This is a genomic window from uncultured Pseudomonas sp., assembly GCF_913777995.1.
Lineage (GTDB): Bacteria > Pseudomonadota > Gammaproteobacteria > Pseudomonadales > Pseudomonadaceae > Aquipseudomonas.
In genome coordinates, this window is record NZ_CAJYVE010000040.1 from 24361 (window position 1) to 39556 (window position 15196).

The 15196-nt window shown below is 65.5% G+C and carries 10 protein-coding genes; 2 read left to right on the top strand and 8 right to left on the bottom strand.

All coding sequences use genetic code 11. From position 1 onward, the window contains the following. Positions 1-15: 15 nt before the first annotated feature. The 8 genes from QZ497_RS17520 to glnE form a co-directional block, all read right to left on the bottom strand. Entirely contained in the window at positions 16-1473 is a 1458-nt protein-coding gene (locus QZ497_RS17520; RefSeq protein ID WP_295477257.1) for a lipopolysaccharide kinase InaA family protein, read from the bottom strand. Positions 1474-1486: 13 nt separating this feature from the next. Next, a complete protein-coding gene (locus QZ497_RS17525) occupies positions 1487-2239 on the bottom strand; it encodes a lipopolysaccharide kinase InaA family protein (RefSeq protein WP_295477258.1) in 753 nt (250 codons plus the stop codon). After that, on the bottom strand, positions 2236-2970 hold the full coding sequence (locus QZ497_RS17530) for a lipopolysaccharide kinase InaA family protein (RefSeq protein ID WP_295477260.1): 735 nt from the start codon (positions 2968-2970) through the stop codon (positions 2236-2238). The genes QZ497_RS17525 and QZ497_RS17530 overlap by 4 nt, the downstream gene beginning before the upstream one ends. Continuing rightward, complete coding sequence (gene rfaP / locus QZ497_RS17535; RefSeq protein WP_295477262.1) at positions 2970-3776, bottom strand: lipopolysaccharide core heptose(I) kinase RfaP; 807 nt, start codon at positions 3774-3776, stop codon at positions 2970-2972. Before rfaP ends, QZ497_RS17530 begins: the two co-directional genes overlap by 1 nt. Continuing rightward, complete coding sequence (locus tag QZ497_RS17540) at positions 3773-4897, bottom strand: glycosyltransferase family 4 protein (protein WP_295477265.1); 1125 nt, start codon at positions 4895-4897, stop codon at positions 3773-3775. The genes rfaP and QZ497_RS17540 overlap by 4 nt, the downstream gene beginning before the upstream one ends. Beyond that, on the bottom strand, positions 4897-5967 hold the full coding sequence (waaC, locus tag QZ497_RS17545; RefSeq protein WP_295477267.1) for a lipopolysaccharide heptosyltransferase I: 1071 nt from the start codon (positions 5965-5967) through the stop codon (positions 4897-4899). Before waaC ends, QZ497_RS17540 begins: the two co-directional genes overlap by 1 nt. Positions 5968-5969: 2 nt before the next feature. Then, positions 5970-7004: a lipopolysaccharide heptosyltransferase II gene (waaF, locus tag QZ497_RS17550; RefSeq protein ID WP_295477268.1), complete on the bottom strand. Its 1035-nt coding sequence runs from the start codon at positions 7002-7004 to the stop codon at positions 5970-5972. Between the two features lie 282 nt (positions 7005-7286). Continuing rightward, the gene (gene glnE / locus QZ497_RS17555) at positions 7287-10235 is read right to left on the bottom strand and encodes a bifunctional [glutamate--ammonia ligase]-adenylyl-L-tyrosine phosphorylase/[glutamate--ammonia-ligase] adenylyltransferase (RefSeq protein WP_295477270.1); all 2949 of its coding nucleotides are present in this window, start codon (positions 10233-10235) and stop codon (positions 7287-7289) included. A 381-nt stretch (positions 10236-10616) separates the two neighbouring features. Between glnE and aceE the strand changes: the two genes are divergently transcribed. Next, positions 10617-13262 (top strand): pyruvate dehydrogenase (acetyl-transferring), homodimeric type, encoded by a 2646-nt coding sequence (gene aceE, locus QZ497_RS17560; RefSeq protein ID WP_295477272.1) that lies wholly within the window; start codon positions 10617-10619, stop codon positions 13260-13262. Positions 13263-13417: 155 nt separating this feature from the next. Further along, entirely contained in the window at positions 13418-15052 is a 1635-nt protein-coding gene (aceF, locus tag QZ497_RS17565) for a dihydrolipoyllysine-residue acetyltransferase (RefSeq protein ID WP_295477274.1), read from the top strand. Positions 15053-15196: the final 144 nt, after the last annotated feature.

Here is a 15196-nt window from a genome sequence, read left to right on the forward strand (position 1 = left end):
TCTGTGTGGGTGGCTTCAGCCGGGATGCTGTTCGTCCGCTGTAGCGGGAATGCGCTGCTCCAGCAGACGGTACAGCGCGCTGCCGGCCGGCCAGTTGCGCAACAGCCGCGCGCGGTCGCGGGCGTAGGCAGGTGCGAAACTGGCCGCCGAGCCGTGCTGGCACAGCGCGTCCAGATCGATCAATGCCCAACGCCCGTCATGCCAGAACAGGTTATGCCCCTTGAGGTCACCGTGGCTGATGCGCTCGCGGCGCAGCTGGGCGAGCAGTTCGTCGAGGGCCACCAGCTCGTTCTCCGGCACTTCGGCGTTGGCCACATAAGGGGCCCACTTGGCGATCAGGTCCGGCCCATCCAGGTATTCGGTGACCAGGTAGGCGCGACGCCGCAGGCCCAGCACCCGCTCCTCGCGCACCGCCAGCGGCTTGGGCGTGGCGATGTCGAGGAACGCCAGGCGGTTGCCCTCGCGCCAGGAGTGCCAGGCGCGGCTCGGGCGCCAGAAGCGCTTGAGCCAGTGGCTGAAGTTCTTGATGTTGTAGCGCTTGATGACCAGCAGACGGCCCTGTACCTCGACCCGCGCCACGCTGGCGGCACCACCGGTCTTGTACAAGTGCCCGGCATCGAGCAGTTCATCGGCGCGGTCGAGCACCGCCGGCATGCTCTGCACTTCGTCACGGCGCACCGCCTGGAAGCGCGACGCCGAGTCCTCGACGCTGAACAGGCTGCATTCCCGGCAGGTCTTGGCCAGGAAGTCCTTCAGGCGCCACTGGCGCACCTTGTCGATCTGTTTCTGCAAGGCCTCCAGTGGCAGCGCGTGCTCGGCGTTGGCCAGCAGGTACCAGACCAGCAGCTCTTCGGTGAAGGGTTCGAAGCGCTTGGGCAACTGGGCGAAGAACACGCCGAGGTTTTCCAGCACCTTTTGCCGCGACAGCGGCTGACCGGCCTGCTCCACGCCGATGCCGGCCCCGTCGATCCAGTACAGCTGGTCGTCGCGGCGCAGCAGGTTGTCCAAGTGCAGGTCCTGCTGCCACAGGCCTTTCTGGTGCAGGCCGGCGATGGCGCCCAGCGCCTCGGCGAGCACCGCCTGCTGTTGGTCCGCCAGGGCAGGCAGGTGCTCGACCGCTTTCCAGGCATCGCCCAGGCTGGCCGCGTTCTCCAGGTACTCGAACAGCAGCCAGCCGCCCTCGCCCGCTTGCAGGCCGTCAGCCAACAGCAACGGCGTGGTGACGCCTTGTGCCGCCAGGGCGCGCACGCCCTCCAGCTCGCGCTGGAAGTGTCGCGACGCCTTGCTGCCCACCAGCAGCTTGGCCAGCACCGTCCGCCCGCGCCACACCCCGGCACCGACGTAACGCTGGCCTGGCAGCACACGCAGCAAGGTGAGCAATTGCAGTTCGGCAGGGCCGGCCGCGTCGGCCAGGCTCAGGGTCAAGGGCAGTGCCGGTGCGCGTCCGGCGTTCTGGAGTTCGGAAAGACGCATCAACGGTTCTCTGTCAGTGGCGTTGCTTGTGTTTGCCGCGTCGGCTCAGGCGCTGCAGCCAGGCATCGACCGCCGCGCTGCGCGGCGGCGCCTGCAGATAAGCAGCCAGGAACTCGCGCCGCTCGGCCTCGCCCCAGAGCGGCGCACGACGAAACAGCGGTTCCAGGTCCTTGGTCAGGTCGCGCTGGCCGAACAGTGCCGGGCGGGTCTTCTCCAGGTCGATCAGTTGCGCGGCATAGCCTTCGCCCTGGGCCTGAAGAAAGATGTGCTTGGGGTAGAAGCAACCGTGAATCTGCCCTGCCCCATGCAGCGTGCGCGCCAGTTGCCCACAGGCCTGGAGAATCGCAAGGCGCGCGGCTTCGGCCAGCTCGCTCCAGCGTAGCAGCAGGGCATCCAGATCGGTCCAGCCGTCCAGCGCCCGGGTCATCAGGATCGCCCGACGCTCGCCGTTGACCTTGCGCTCGCCATAGAACACCGCCTGCAACGCCGGAATGCCCAGTGTGCGGTAGCGGCTGATGTTGCGAAACTCGCGGGAGAACGACGGTTCACCGAAGGGCCGGTGCAGGGTGTAGGTCAGGTAGTTGGCCTGCCGCTTGAGGTAGAAGCCCTGGCCTTCCAGTTCCAGGCGGTAGACGCTGCTCCAGCCACCGCGCCCGGTATTGGGTTCATCCACCGCGTCGAGATCCAGCGCCCAGAGCGCCTCGAAATCGGCCAATCCATGGCGCTCGAGCAGGGCCTGCTCGTTGCTGGCAATGAAAAGGCTCATTCGCGCCCCTCGAAAAAACTGACCACATGACGGATGCGCTTCTTGTCCGAGGCATTGAGGTGCGAGCGCTGGCGGTATTGCAGGTAGAAGCGCAGACGCTGAGTGGCGGATAACTGGTATTTGGCGACCTTGTCCAGGCAGGCCAGGTCCTTGGTGATGCGATAGCGCAACAGGAAGCCCCACCAGAACGCGCCGTTGGGGCAGTCGATCAGGTACAGGCGGTCCTGGTCGTCGACCAGCAGGTTGCGCCACTTCAGGTCGTTATGGGTGAAGTGGTGATCGTGCAGGGTACGCGTGTACACGGCCAGCTGGCGGCTGATGCGCTCGACCCAGGCCGGGTCGTCGAGGCGTGGGTCCTTGCGCTGGGCCATGACCCACAGGTCTTCGGTGCGCGGTAGCTCGCGGGTGATCATCGCGCCACGATCGTAGGCGACGCCGTTGCGCTCCAGACCCCAGGCCACCACGTCGGCGGTGGGAATCCCCCACTTGGCGAAACGCTTGAGGTTCTGCCATTCGGATTTGACCCGTGGTCGGCCAAGGTAGCGGCGCAGGCCCTTGCCGGCGCCGAAGTAGCGCTTGACGTAGTAGCTGACCCCGTCACGTTCGACGCGGATCACCTCGGACAGCGGGTCGCGGGTCAGTCGTTCGCCCTGCAGGGCGAATACCGCCTCCAGGGAACCGAAGTCATCGGCCAGCGCCGCATACTCCGGCGCCAGGTTCCAGCCCGCCATCAGAGTGCATCTCCGTAACGTTGCTTGCGTTCATAGAGTTTGTCGGCCTTTTTCTCCAGCCAGCGCAGCAGCGCCGCTTCACGCTGCAGCACCTGGCGCAGCGGCTGGCGGAAGTAGCCGCGCAGGAAGCGCAGCTTGTCGCGCCGCGTCAGGCCGATGTCCAGCGCCGAGAAATACAGCGCCGCCAGGTCCTTGTTGCGCCAGCGCGGGGTGATGGCGCGGCGGGTCTGGGCGCGATGCAGGTCGATCACCGAGAGCCTGAAGTCATCCGCCGTCACCGGGCGGTCGGTATGCAACAGGAAATGGCAGATGTAGCAGTCGCGGTGGTTGACCCCGGCGCGGTGCATGGTGCCGACCAGGCGCGCCACCTCGGCGATCAGCGCGCGCTTGAGGCGCGGCTCGGGCGGCGCGTTGCGCCAGTTCAGGCTCAGGTCTTCCAGGCTCAGCGTCGGCGCCAGTTCCTCGGTGATGATGAACGAGTGCTGCGCCGCCGGGTTGTTGCCGCGCTCGCCGTAGGCCACGGCGGTCATGGTCGGCACACCGGCCTGATGCAGGCGCTCGATGGCCTTGAACTCCTGGCCGGCACCCAGCACCGGCAGCTTGGCGCTGAACAGGTTCTTGGCCACTTCGCCCCAACCGATGCCACGGTGGATCTTCACGAAGTAACCGCGCCCGTCGACTTCGGTGCGCAGCGTGCGCCGCCCTTCCAGCTCGCGGTACACCTGGCCCTGCAGTTGCTCGACCTCGGCGAAGGCATCGCGTGCGGCCCACAGGCTCTTGAAAGGTTCGGCTAGGAACAGCTTCATGCTTGAGGCTCCGCCAGGATCACGTCCGCCGCGTGCTGCGGCATGCTGTACAGGTCGGCGCTGTCGGCGAAGGCCAGGCCGTTGCGCCCCCACTGCGCCCGTGCTGCGTCGTCTTCGAGCATCTGCGCCAGGTAGCGGTTGAACTGCGCCTGCTCGAACGGCTCATCGAGTACCAGGCCACAGTCGGCCTCGGCAATGTAGTGGGCGTAGCCGCACACCGCGCTGACCAGCACCGGCAAGCCGGCGACCAGGGCTTCGAGCAGGACCGTGCCGGTGTTCTCGTTGTAGGCCGGGTGGATCAGCAGGTCGGCGCCGAGCAGGAAACGCGGGATGTCGCTGCGGCCCTTCATGAAGGTGACCTGTTCGGTCAGCCCCAGCGCCTTGCTCTGCAGCTGGAACACCTTGGGGTCGTCCTGGCCGATGACGAACAGCCGCGTACGCTTCTTCAGTGCTGCCGGCAGGGCCGCCAGGGCCTTGAGGCTGCGGTCCACGCCCTTGGTCTTGAAGCCCGAGCCGATCTGCACCAGCAGGCGCTCGTCGGCGCCCAGGCCGAACTCCTCGCGGAACGCCTGGCGGATCTGCGGCGCATCGGCCGGCGCGCGACGGTCCTGGGAAATACCCGGCGGCAAGAGGTGAAAGCGCGACAGCGGCGTACCGTAGTGCTTGATGAACAGCGGCTGCTGGACCTCGGAGATCATCAGCACCTGGGTCCTGGCCTCGGGGGCGAACACCGCGCGCTCGTACTCGGCGAAGTGCCGGTAACGGCCCCACTTGCGGTACAGCGGATTGCGCAGGGTCTGGGCCTTGTCCTCGAAGCAGCCGTCAGCGGCGTAGTAGACATCCAGGCCGGGCATCTTGTTGAAGCCGATCAGCCGGTCCACCGGGCGCCTGGCCAGGTCCGCCTGCATCCAGGCGGTGAGCTTTTCGTTGCGCCGATGGTTGAACAGCGCCTTGACCGGGGCCACCAGCACTTCGAAGCCGGGCGGCACATCGCCTTCCCAGATCAGGGTGTAGACACGGATCTGGTGGCCGCGCTGCTGGCACTCCAGGGCAATGCGCATGAAGTCGCGCTGCAGGCCACCGAACGGAAAGTATTTGTAGAGTACGAAAGCCAGTTGCATCAGCCAGGTTCCTTTGCCAGCAACAGCGCGCCCAACTGGCTCGCTACCCGCTCGGGATTCAGACGAGTGAAGCACGGCGGCCACTCGCGTTGGAAATCGAACCGCGACTGCTCGTCGGGGCTCGGCTTGTAAGTGCATTTCTTCTGCAGGCACGGCGCGCAGGCTGGCCAGTCGCTGGCCAGGTGCACCTGCGACTGGCCATAGGCACCGGTCAGCCCGGGGTTGGTCGGGCCGAACAATGACACGGTGGGCACGTCGAGGGCAGCGGCCAGGTGGCCAATACCGGTGTCTACCGCTACGCAGGCTTCGGCACCGGCCAGCACCCGCGCCACGCCGGCCAGGTTCAGGCGCGGCAGCACGGCGGCATTGCCCAGGCCCTCGGCGATTCGCTCGGCGCGGGCCTTTTCCGCCGGGTTGCCCCACGGCAGGCGCACCTGCAGACCGCGTTCGGCCATGCGCTCGGCCAGTTGCCGCCAGTAGGCCTCCGGCCAGTGCTTGGTGGCCCAGGTGGTGCCATGCAGGAACAGCACATAAGGCGCCTGCAGGCTGTCGTCCAGCGGCTCCAGGCGCTTGAGGCCGTAGTCGCCAAGGCCGGCCGGCAGCGAATAGCCCAGGGCCTGGGCGAACAGCTGGCGCAGGCGCTCGACCGCATGCTGCCCACGGGCAACCGGATAGCGTCGGTTGGCGTCGTAGAAGCGGCTGGCCAATGGCTCACGGGCCGACTGCGGGTCCAGGCCGGCCACCGGCGCATTCACGTAGCGGGTCAGCCAGGCGCTCTTGAACAGCCCCTGGGCATCGATGACCAGGTCATAGTGCGTGCGGCGCAGGCGCTGCTTGAAGGCACGCCACTCGCCGCTCTTGAAGGTCTGCCAGAGGTTCTTGCGCCAGCGCCGTATGGCCACCGGGATCACCGCATCGACCGCCGGGTGCCAGCTCGGAATTTCCGCGAAGCCTTCTTCCACCACCCAGTCGAAACGTATGCCCGGCACCGCCCGCGCCGCATCGGTGAGCGCTGGCAGGGCATGGATGACGTCGCCCAGCGAGGATGTCTTGATCAGCAGTACCCGCAAGATCAGCGCACCTCGACCGGGGTGCCGCCCAGGCGGCCGAGGGCCTCGGTCACCGCCGCAGGCTCCAGCAGGCGCAGGCAGTTGTAATGGCCGAAACGGCAGGTGCGGTCGAAGCACGGCGAGCATTCCAGCCCCAGGCGCACGATTTCCACGTCATCGGCCAGCGGTGGGGTGAAGCCCGGCGAGGTCGAACCGTATACCGCCACCAGGGGACGGTTCAGCGCGGCGGCGACGTGCATCAGGCCGGAATCGTTGGACACCACCGAGGCGGCACAGGACAGCAGGTCGATGGCCTCGGCCAGCGAGGTTTCGCCACACAGGTTGGTGACTTCTTCACGCAGGCCGGGGATCAGCTCCTGGCGGATGCTCTCGCCCACCGGGTGGTCTTTCTTCGAGCCGAACAGCCAGACCTGCCAGCCCTGGCGGATCAAGGTGTCGGCCACCTGGGCGTAGTGTTCGGCAGGCCAGCGCTTGGCTTCACCGAACTCGGCGCCCGGGCACAGCGCCAGCACCGGCTGTTCGAGGCTCAGACCGAAGCGTGCCAGGGCCGCCTCGCGGGTTGCCGGGTCAATGCTCAGGCTCGGGCGCGGGTACGGCTTGGGCAGCTCGGCTCCCTTGTCGTAGGCCAGGGCCATGAAACGCTCGATCATCAGCGGGTAGCGCTGCTTGTCGAGCAACCGCACGTCGTTGAGCAAGCCATAGCGGAACTCGCCGCGCCAGCCGGTGCGCCGTGGAATACCGGCGAAGAACGGCACCAGCGCGGACTTCAACGAGTTGGGCAGCAGGATCGCCTGGTCGTACTGGCCGGCCAGCGACTTGCCGATGCGCCGCCGGGTGGCCAGCTCCAGGGCACCGTGGCCGAGCGGGAAGCTCAGCGCGGCGCGCACCTCGGGCATGCGTTCCAGGATCGGGCGGCTCCATTCCGGCGCCAGTACATCGATTGCGCACTCGGGATGCCGCTGCTTGAGACACTGGAACAGCGTTTGCGCCATCACCATGTCACCGACCCAGCTAGGTCCAACGATCAGAATGTTCATGCTCAATCCAAAAACGGCCAGGGAGGCTGGCCAGGCTGCGTGACACGTTCACCCAGCCTGCCGCCTCCCTGTTTCAAATGTCCAATCCCGCTGTTGCGGCCCTGCGGCCACCGCCCGGCGGCATCCTGCGCAAGCCGGGTCTAGGTTTTGTACGAAAAGTGCCTGCGCTCGGTCATGCTGCGTTAAAAACAGGCTCGGAATGCTCATTTACTCCAGTAAACTCCGCTTCCTCGCCTGTTTTTGCCTTGCCTGACCTTCGCTCGCCGACTTTTCGTACAAAGCCTAGCTGAGTCCCAGGGCGGCCCAGATGCGCATGACCTCGCGCCGCTGCTCCTGGAACTGATCGCCGGCCACCACGCCGGCCTGCTTCTGCAGGGCCTGGCGGTGCGCTGCCGAGCGGTAGGCCTTGTAGGCTTCACGCAGCAGGGCGGCATCGGCGCCAGGCAACAGCCCGGCCTCTTCGAGGCCTTCCAGAATGCGGATGTTATCGGTGTAGCGCAGCAGCTGCGGGTAATCCCGCGACCACGCCAGGGCCGCGTATTGCACCATAAATTCGATATCGACGATACCACCGGCATCCTGCTTGAGATCGAAGGGCAACGCCGCATCGAAGGCGTTGGCAGCAGTGCCGGCGGCACTGGCCTTGCTGCCCAGGTTGTCGCGCATCTTGGCACGCATCTCGCTGACCTCGATCCGCAACTGCGCCAGGTCGCGCTGACGGCCCAGCACCTGGGCGCGTACCTGCTCGAAGGCCGCTTGCACGTCGGCACTGCCGGTCAGTACCCGGGCACGCACCAGGGCCTGATGCTCCCAGGTCCAGGCCTCGCTCTCCTGATAGCGGGCGAAGGCACCCACCGAGCTGACCAGCAGCCCCGAAGCGCCCGACGGTCGCAGGCGCATGTCCACTTCATAGAGCTGGCCAGAGTTGGTCTGCGCGGTCAGCAAGTGGATGATCCGCTGCCCCAGGCGGGTGAAGAACTGCGCGCCGTCGATGGGTTTGGCGCCGTCGGTCTCGGCCTGCGGGTCACCGTCGTGGATGAACACCAGGTCGAGGTCCGAGCCATGCCCCAGCTCGATGCCCCCCACCTTGCCATAACCAACGATGATGAATGCCGGGTCGCACGGGCTGCCGTCCGGCCGGCGTGGCGTACCATGCCGCGCCACGCTGTAGCGCCAGGCCAGGGCCAGCACCTGCTCAAGGATCGCCTCGGCCAGCCAGGTCAGGTAGTCGCTGACCTTCATCAGTGGCAGGCTGCCAGTGATCTCCGACGCCGCCACCCGCAAGCCGTGGGCCAGCTTGAAGTGGCGCAGAGCTTCCATCTGCTGTTCCAGGTCGTCCTCGGGGATGCGCACCAGACGCTCGTGCAGCTCGGCGGCCAGTTCCGGCGCCAGCGGCGGGCTGAACAGCCGGCCCTCGTTGAGCAGTTCGTCGAGCAGCAGCGGGAAGCGTGCGATCTGCTCGGCGATCCACGGGCTGGCGGCGCACAGGGTCAGCAGGCGACGCAATGCGTCGGGGTTTTCGGTGAGCAACACCAGGTAAGCCGACCGGCGGGCCACCGCCTCGACCAGCGGCAGTACGCGCTCCAGCACCAGGTCGGGGTCGTCATGCTCCACGGCCTGGGCCAGCAGGCGCGGAATGAATGCATCCAGGCGCTCACGTCCAATGCGCTGGATGGTGCGCATCTGCGGCCCGGAACGCAGCGTGGCCAGTGCCTTGAGGGCCCGCGCCGGCTCCTTGAAACCGCCTTCCTGCAACTGCCGGCACGAGGCTTCTTCGTCCTGGCCTTCATCCCACAACGGCAGCCACTCGCCGCCGACCATGGTTTCGCCGGTGTCCTGCTCATCTTCGCCGTCCGGGTCGGCGATCACCTGGCGGAAGTGCCAGGACACCCGTTCGCGCCAGTGCATCAGCCGCTCATGAAAACTCGCCCAGTCGGCGAAGCCGAGCATGAAGGCGATGCGCGCCTGATCCAGTGGGTCGTCCGGCAGCATCTGGGTCTGGCGGTCGGCGATGGCCTGGATGGCATGCTCGGTGTAACGCAGGAACTCGTAGCCTTCGCGCAATTCGCCGACCACCGCCGCCGGCAGGTAGCCCTGGCCTTCGAGGGTGGCGAGCACCTTGAGCAGTGGCCGCTGCTGCAGGCTCAGGTCGCGTCCACCGTGAATCAACTGGAAAGCCTGGGCGATGAATTCCACCTCGCGGATGCCGCCGGCGCCCAGCTTGATGTTGTCGGCCATGCCCTTGCGGCGCACTTCCTGCTGGATCAGCTGCTTCATGGTGCGCAGCGCTTCGATGGCCGAGAAATCCAGGTAGCGGCGGTACACGAAGGGCCGCAGCATCTCCAGCAACTGCTCGCCGGCCGTCTGGTCACCGCCCACCACGCGAGCCTTGATCATCGCGTAGCGCTCCCAGTCGCGCCCCTGGTCCTGGTAGTACTGCTCCATGGCATTGAAGCTGAGCACCAGCGCACCGGACGAGCCATAGGGTCGCAGGCGCATGTCGACCCGGAACACGAAGCCGTCGACGGTCACCGGGTCGAGTGCCTTTATAAGCCGCTGGCCCAGGCGGATGAAAAACTCCTGGTTGTCCAGCGGGCGCTTGGCGCCCACGGTCTCGCCGCCTTCGGGATAGGCGAAGATCAGGTCGATATCCGACGAAAGGTTCAGCTCGACCGCGCCCAGCTTGCCCATGCCAAGAATGACCATGTGCTGCGCCTGGCCGCTGCGTCGACCGGTGGGCACGCCGAACTGCTGGCAATGACGCTCGTAGAGCCAGTGATAGGCCAGGTCGATACTGGCGTCGGCCAGCTCCGACAGATCGCGGCAGGTCTGCACCAGGTCGGCCTGGCGGGTCAGATCGCGCCAGATGATGCGCACCTGCTGGCGATTGCGCTGGCGGCGCAGCACCCGGCCCAGCTCGTCTTCGCTGCTCACCGTTGCCAGCGCCGCGGCCAGTTGCGCACGCAGCTCGCCAGGCGCGAAGCGGCGCTCGAGGTCGCCGGCCTCGGCCATGTCCAGAAGCATCTGTGGGTCACGGGTGATCTGCTCGACGACGAAGTCGCTGGCCGCGCAGACCCGCGCCAGATCGGCATGACGCGGCGCCGGCCAGGCCTCGAATGCCTGCAGCGCAGCAGCGCCAAGGTGGGCCAGCGAAGCGCGCAAGGCGTGTTCGGCAGTACTTGCGCAAGGCAGCAGAATGGCCGAAATTTCGGCCAGCGAAGGTAGGCTCATGGTCTATCCTTGATCGGCGTGCTACGGGCTATGTGCCATTAATGTAAGAGGATACTGACAGCCAAGGCTGTCGAACAAAGACGATAAATTGCTAAAAAACCCTTTATGGCGATACAAATCACCAATTTTGCAGCAAAATATTCCGCCTTAATCCGATGGTAACCTTCTGTCTCACAACATGACGCGGGTATTTGGGCGGTTTCTCTGTAGTTTTACTACTGAGTTAATCACTCAAGAGGCTGAAAAGGTTGGCGACTTGTAGTAAAACTACACGCCGCCGGCACAACCGCCGGCCATCCAAGAATTTATGTCGGCTGCCCACAAGGCCAGTCGCAAACTCAGGCGTCCGATTCTGGAAGCCTTTCCGCTCTGGAGCAAGCCATGCAAGACCTTGATCCCGTCGAAACCCAGGAGTGGCTGGACGCCCTGGAATCGGTTATCGACAAAGAAGGCGAAGACCGTGCCCATTACCTGATGACCCGTATGGGCGAACTGGCCACCCGCAGTGGTTCGCAGCTGCCGTACGCCATCACCACGCCGTACCGCAACACCATCCCCGTTACCCACGAAGCACGCATGCCTGGCGACCTGTTCATGGAACGCCGCATTCGCTCGCTGGTACGCTGGAACGCCCTGGCGATGGTGGTCAAGACCAACCTGAACGACCCGGATCTGGGTGGCCACATCTCCAGCTTCGCTTCCAGTGCGACGCTGTACGACATCGGCTTCAACTACTTCTTCCAGGCCCCGACCGACGAGCACGGCGGCGACCTGATCTACTTCCAGGGCCACGCCTCGCCGGGCGTCTATGCCCGCGCGTTCCTGGAAGGCCGCATCACCGAAGAACACATGAACAACTTCCGCCAGGAAGTCGACGGCAAGGGCCTGTCGTCCTACCCGCACCCTTGGCTGATGCCTGATTTCTGGCAGTTCCCGACCGTATCCATGGGTCTGGGTCCTATCCAGGCGATCTACCAGGCACGCTTCATGAAGTACCTGGAAAGCCGCGGCTACATCCCGGCCGGCAAGCAGAAAGTCTGGTGCTTCATGGGCGACGGCGAGTGCGACGAGCCGGAATCCCTGGGCGCCATCGCCCTGGCCGGCCGCGAGAAGCTGGACAACCTGATCTTCGTCATCAACTGCAACCTGCAGCGCCTCGACGGCCCTGTGCGCGGCAACGGCAAGATCATCCAGGAACTCGAAGGCGTGTTCCGTGGTGCCCAGTGGAACGTCAACAAGGTCGTCTGGGGTCGCTTCTGGGACCCACTGTTCGCCAAGGACACCGACGGCGCCCTGCAGCGCCGCATGGACGAAGTCATCGACGGCGAGTACCAGAACTACAAGGCCAAGGACGGCGCATTCGTCCGTGAGCACTTCTTCAACACCCCGGAACTCAAGGCCATGGTCGAAGACCTGTCCGACGAAGAGATCTGGAAGCTCAACCGTGGCGGCCACGACCCGTACAAGGTCTATGCGGCCTACCACCAGGCGGTCAACCACAAAGAGCAGCCGACCGTCATCCTGGCCAAGACCATCAAGGGTTACGGTACCGGTGCCGGCGAAGCCAAGAACACCGCGCACAACACCAAGAAGGTCGATGTCGACAGCCTGCGTCACTTCCGTGACCGCTTCGACGTGCCGATCAAGGACTCCGAGCTGGAGCACCTGCCGTTCTACCGTCCGGAAGAAGGCAGCGCCGAGGCCAAGTACCTGGCCGAGCGCCGCGCTGCGCTGGGCGGCTTCGTGCCACAGCGTCGGGCCAAGAGCTTCAGCATCCCGACTCCGCCACTGGACACCCTGAAGGCGATCCTGGACGGCTCGGGCGACCGCGAGATCTCCACCACCATGGCCTTCGTGCGCATCCTGGCGCAACTGGTCAAGGACAAGGAAATCGGCCACCGCATCGTACCGATCATCCCGGACGAAGCCCGTACCTTCGGTATGGAAGGCATGTTCCGCCAGCTGGGTATCTACTCCTCCGTCGGCCAGCTGTACGAGCCTGTCGACAAGGACCAGGTGATGTTCTACCGCGAGGACAAGAAAGGTCAGATCCTCGAGGAAGGCATCAACGAAGCCGGCGCCATGTCGTCGTTCATCGCTGCCGGTACGTCGTACAGCAACCACAACCAGCCGATGCTGCCGTTCTACATCTTCTACTCGATGTTCGGCTTCCAGCGTATCGGTGACCTGGCCTGGGCCGCTGGCGACAGCCGTACCCGTGGCTTCCTGATCGGCGGTACCGCCGGCCGGACCACCCTGAACGGCGAAGGCCTGCAGCACGAAGACGGCCACAGCCATATCCTGGCGGCCACCGTGCCGAACTGCCGCACCTACGATCCGACCTACGGCTACGAGCTGGCGGTGATCATCCAGGACGGCATGAAGAAGATGACCGAAGAGCAACAGGACATTTTCTACTACATCACCGTGATGAACGAAGCCTACACCCAGCCTGCCATGCCGGCCGGCGTCGAAGACGGCATCATCAAGGGCATGTACCTGCTCGAGGAAGACACCAAGGAAGCCGCCCACCACGTCCAGCTGCTGGGCTCGGGCACCATCCTGCGTGAAGTCCGCGAAGCGGCGAAGATCCTGCGCGACGAGTACAACATCGGTGCCGACGTATGGAGCGTGACCAGCTTCAACGAACTGCGCCGCGACGGCCTGGCCGCCGAGCGCTTCAACCGCCTGCACCCCGGCCAGAAGCCTCAGCAGACCTACGTCGAGCAGTGCCTGTCGGGCCGCAAGGGTCCGGTCATCGCTTCGACCGACTACATGAAGCTGTTCGCCGAGCAGATCCGTCAGTGGGTACCGTCCAAGGAATTCAAGGTCCTGGGCACCGACGGTTTCGGCCGCAGCGACAGCCGTCGCAAACTGCGTCACTTCTTCGAAGTCGACCGTCACTTCGTCGTGCTGGCCGCTCTGGAAGCGCTGGCCGACCGTGGCGACATCGAGCCTAAGGTAGTGGCCGAGGCGATTGCCAAGTTCGGCATCGACCCGGAAAAACGCAACCCGCTGGACTGCTAAGCGTCTGTCACGGATTCGTCCGTCGCACGGGCGCAGTGCCTGAAACAGCCGACGGTGCGGAATTTGCCCCTGGCAAATGAGCACCCGAGGCTGTTTCTTCAACCGCCCGCGCCCACACAGACTGAACGCAACAGGTTCTCCGAAGGAGAGACATAGTGAGTGAGCTAATTCGCGTACCCGACATCGGCAACGGTGAAGGTGAAGTCATTGAGTTGATGGTCAAGGTCGGCGACCGCATCGAGGCCGACCAGAGCATCCTGACCCTGGAGTCGGACAAGGCGAGCATGGAGATCCCGGCTCCCAAGGCCGGCGTCATCAAGGCCATGAAGGTCAAGCTGGGCGACCGCCTGAAAGAAGGCGACGAACTGTTCGAGCTGGAAGTCGAAGGCGAGGCCGCTGCCGCCCCCGCTGCAGAACCCGCCGCCGCTGCCCCAGCCGCCGCGCCAGCCCCGGCTGCCGAAGCGCCTGCTGCGGCCCCGGCCGCCGCACCTGCCGCTGCCAGCGTGCAGGACATCCACGTGCCGGACATCGGCTCGTCGGGCAAGGCCAAGATCATCGAAGTCCTGGTCAAGCCGGGCGACAGCATCGAAGCCGACCAGTCGCTGATCACCCTCGAGTCCGACAAGGCGAGCATGGAGATTCCATCGCCTGCCGCCGGCGTGGTCGAGAGCGTCGAAGTCAAGCTGGAACAGGAAGTCGGCACCGGCGACCTGATCCTCAAGCTGAAGGTGGCGGGCGCCGCCCCGGCTGCCGCTCCAGCGCCCGCCGCGGCACCGGCCAAGGCCGAAACCGCGCCTGCTCCGGCCGCTGCCCCTGCCGCGCCGAAAGCCGAAGCAGCACCGGCTCCAGCTCCGGCTGCCGCGCCAGCCAAGGACGGTGCCAAGGTTCACGCCGGCCCGGCGGTTCGCCAACTGGCCCGCGAATTCGGCGTCGAGCTGAGCGCCGTGGCCGCCACCGGTCCGCACGGTCGCATCCTGAAGGAAGACGTGCAGGCCTACGTCAAGGCCATGATGCAGAAAGCCAAGGAAGCACCGGCCGGTGCGACCGGGGGTGCTGGCATCCAGCCGATTCCGGAAGTGGATTTCAGCCGCTTCGGTGAAATCGAAGAAGTGCCGATGACCCGCCTGATGCAACTGGGCGCTACCGGCCTGCATCGCAGCTGGCTGAACATCCCGCACGTGACGCAGTTCGACCAGGCCGACATCACCGACCTGGAAGCCTTCCGCGTGGCGCAGAAAGCCGTGGCCGAGAAAGCCGGCGTGAAGCTGACCGTGCTGCCGCTGCTGCTCAAGTCCATCGCCCACCTGCTCAAGGAGCTGCCGGACTTCAACGCTTCGCTGGCGCCGAGCGGCAAGGCCGTGATTCGCAAGAAATACGTGCACATCGGCTTCGCCGTGGACACGCCGGACGGCCTGCTGGTACCGGTGATCCGCAACGTCGACCAGAAGAACCTGCTGCAACTGGCGGCCGAAGCAGCCGAGCTGGCCGAGAAGGCGCGCAACAAGAAGCTCACTGCCAACGACATGCAGGGTGCCTGCTTCACCATCTCCAGCCTCGGCCACATTGGCGGCACCGGCTTCACGCCGATCGTCAACGCGCCGGAAGTGGCAATCCTCGGTGTTTCCAAGGCCACCATGCAGCCCGTCTGGGATGGCAAGGCCTTCCAGCCACGCCTGATGCTGCCGCTGTCGCTGTCCTATGACCACCGCGTCATCAACGGCGCCGCCGCTGCACGCTTCACCAAGCGTCTGAGCGAACTGCTGGCCGACATCCGCACCATCCTGCTGTAACAGCGACCGGCCCCGCCCATATGGCGGGGCCGGCCTGCGTATTGCGAGCTGCCACGCTCGAACCTCAACCCCGCCATGGCGGGGCTTTTTTTTGCCCTGCATCACAGATCGAAGCGACCAAGGCCGAAATAGAGCATCTGAGGG

Excerpts from the sequence above, each read along its gene's own strand:
- QZ497_RS17525 (WP_295477258.1), bottom strand. The coding sequence starts at position 2,239 with ATGAGCCTTTTCATTGCCAGCAACGAGCAGGCCCTGCTCGAGCGCCAT.
- glnE (WP_295477270.1), bottom strand. The coding sequence starts at position 10,235 with ATGAGCCTACCTTCGCTGGCCGAAATTTCGGCCATTCTGCTGCCTTGC.
- QZ497_RS17540 (WP_295477265.1), bottom strand. The coding sequence starts at position 4,897 with ATGCAACTGGCTTTCGTACTCTACAAATACTTTCCGTTCGGTGGCCTG.
- QZ497_RS17530 (WP_295477260.1), bottom strand. The coding sequence starts at position 2,970 with ATGGCGGGCTGGAACCTGGCGCCGGAGTATGCGGCGCTGGCCGATGAC.
- QZ497_RS17520 (WP_295477257.1), bottom strand. The coding sequence starts at position 1,473 with ATGCGTCTTTCCGAACTCCAGAACGCCGGACGCGCACCGGCACTGCCC.
- aceE (WP_295477272.1), top strand. The coding sequence starts at position 10,617 with ATGCAAGACCTTGATCCCGTCGAAACCCAGGAGTGGCTGGACGCCCTG.
- waaF (WP_295477268.1), bottom strand. The coding sequence starts at position 7,004 with ATGAACATTCTGATCGTTGGACCTAGCTGGGTCGGTGACATGGTGATG.
- rfaP (WP_295477262.1), bottom strand. The coding sequence starts at position 3,776 with ATGAAGCTGTTCCTAGCCGAACCTTTCAAGAGCCTGTGGGCCGCACGC.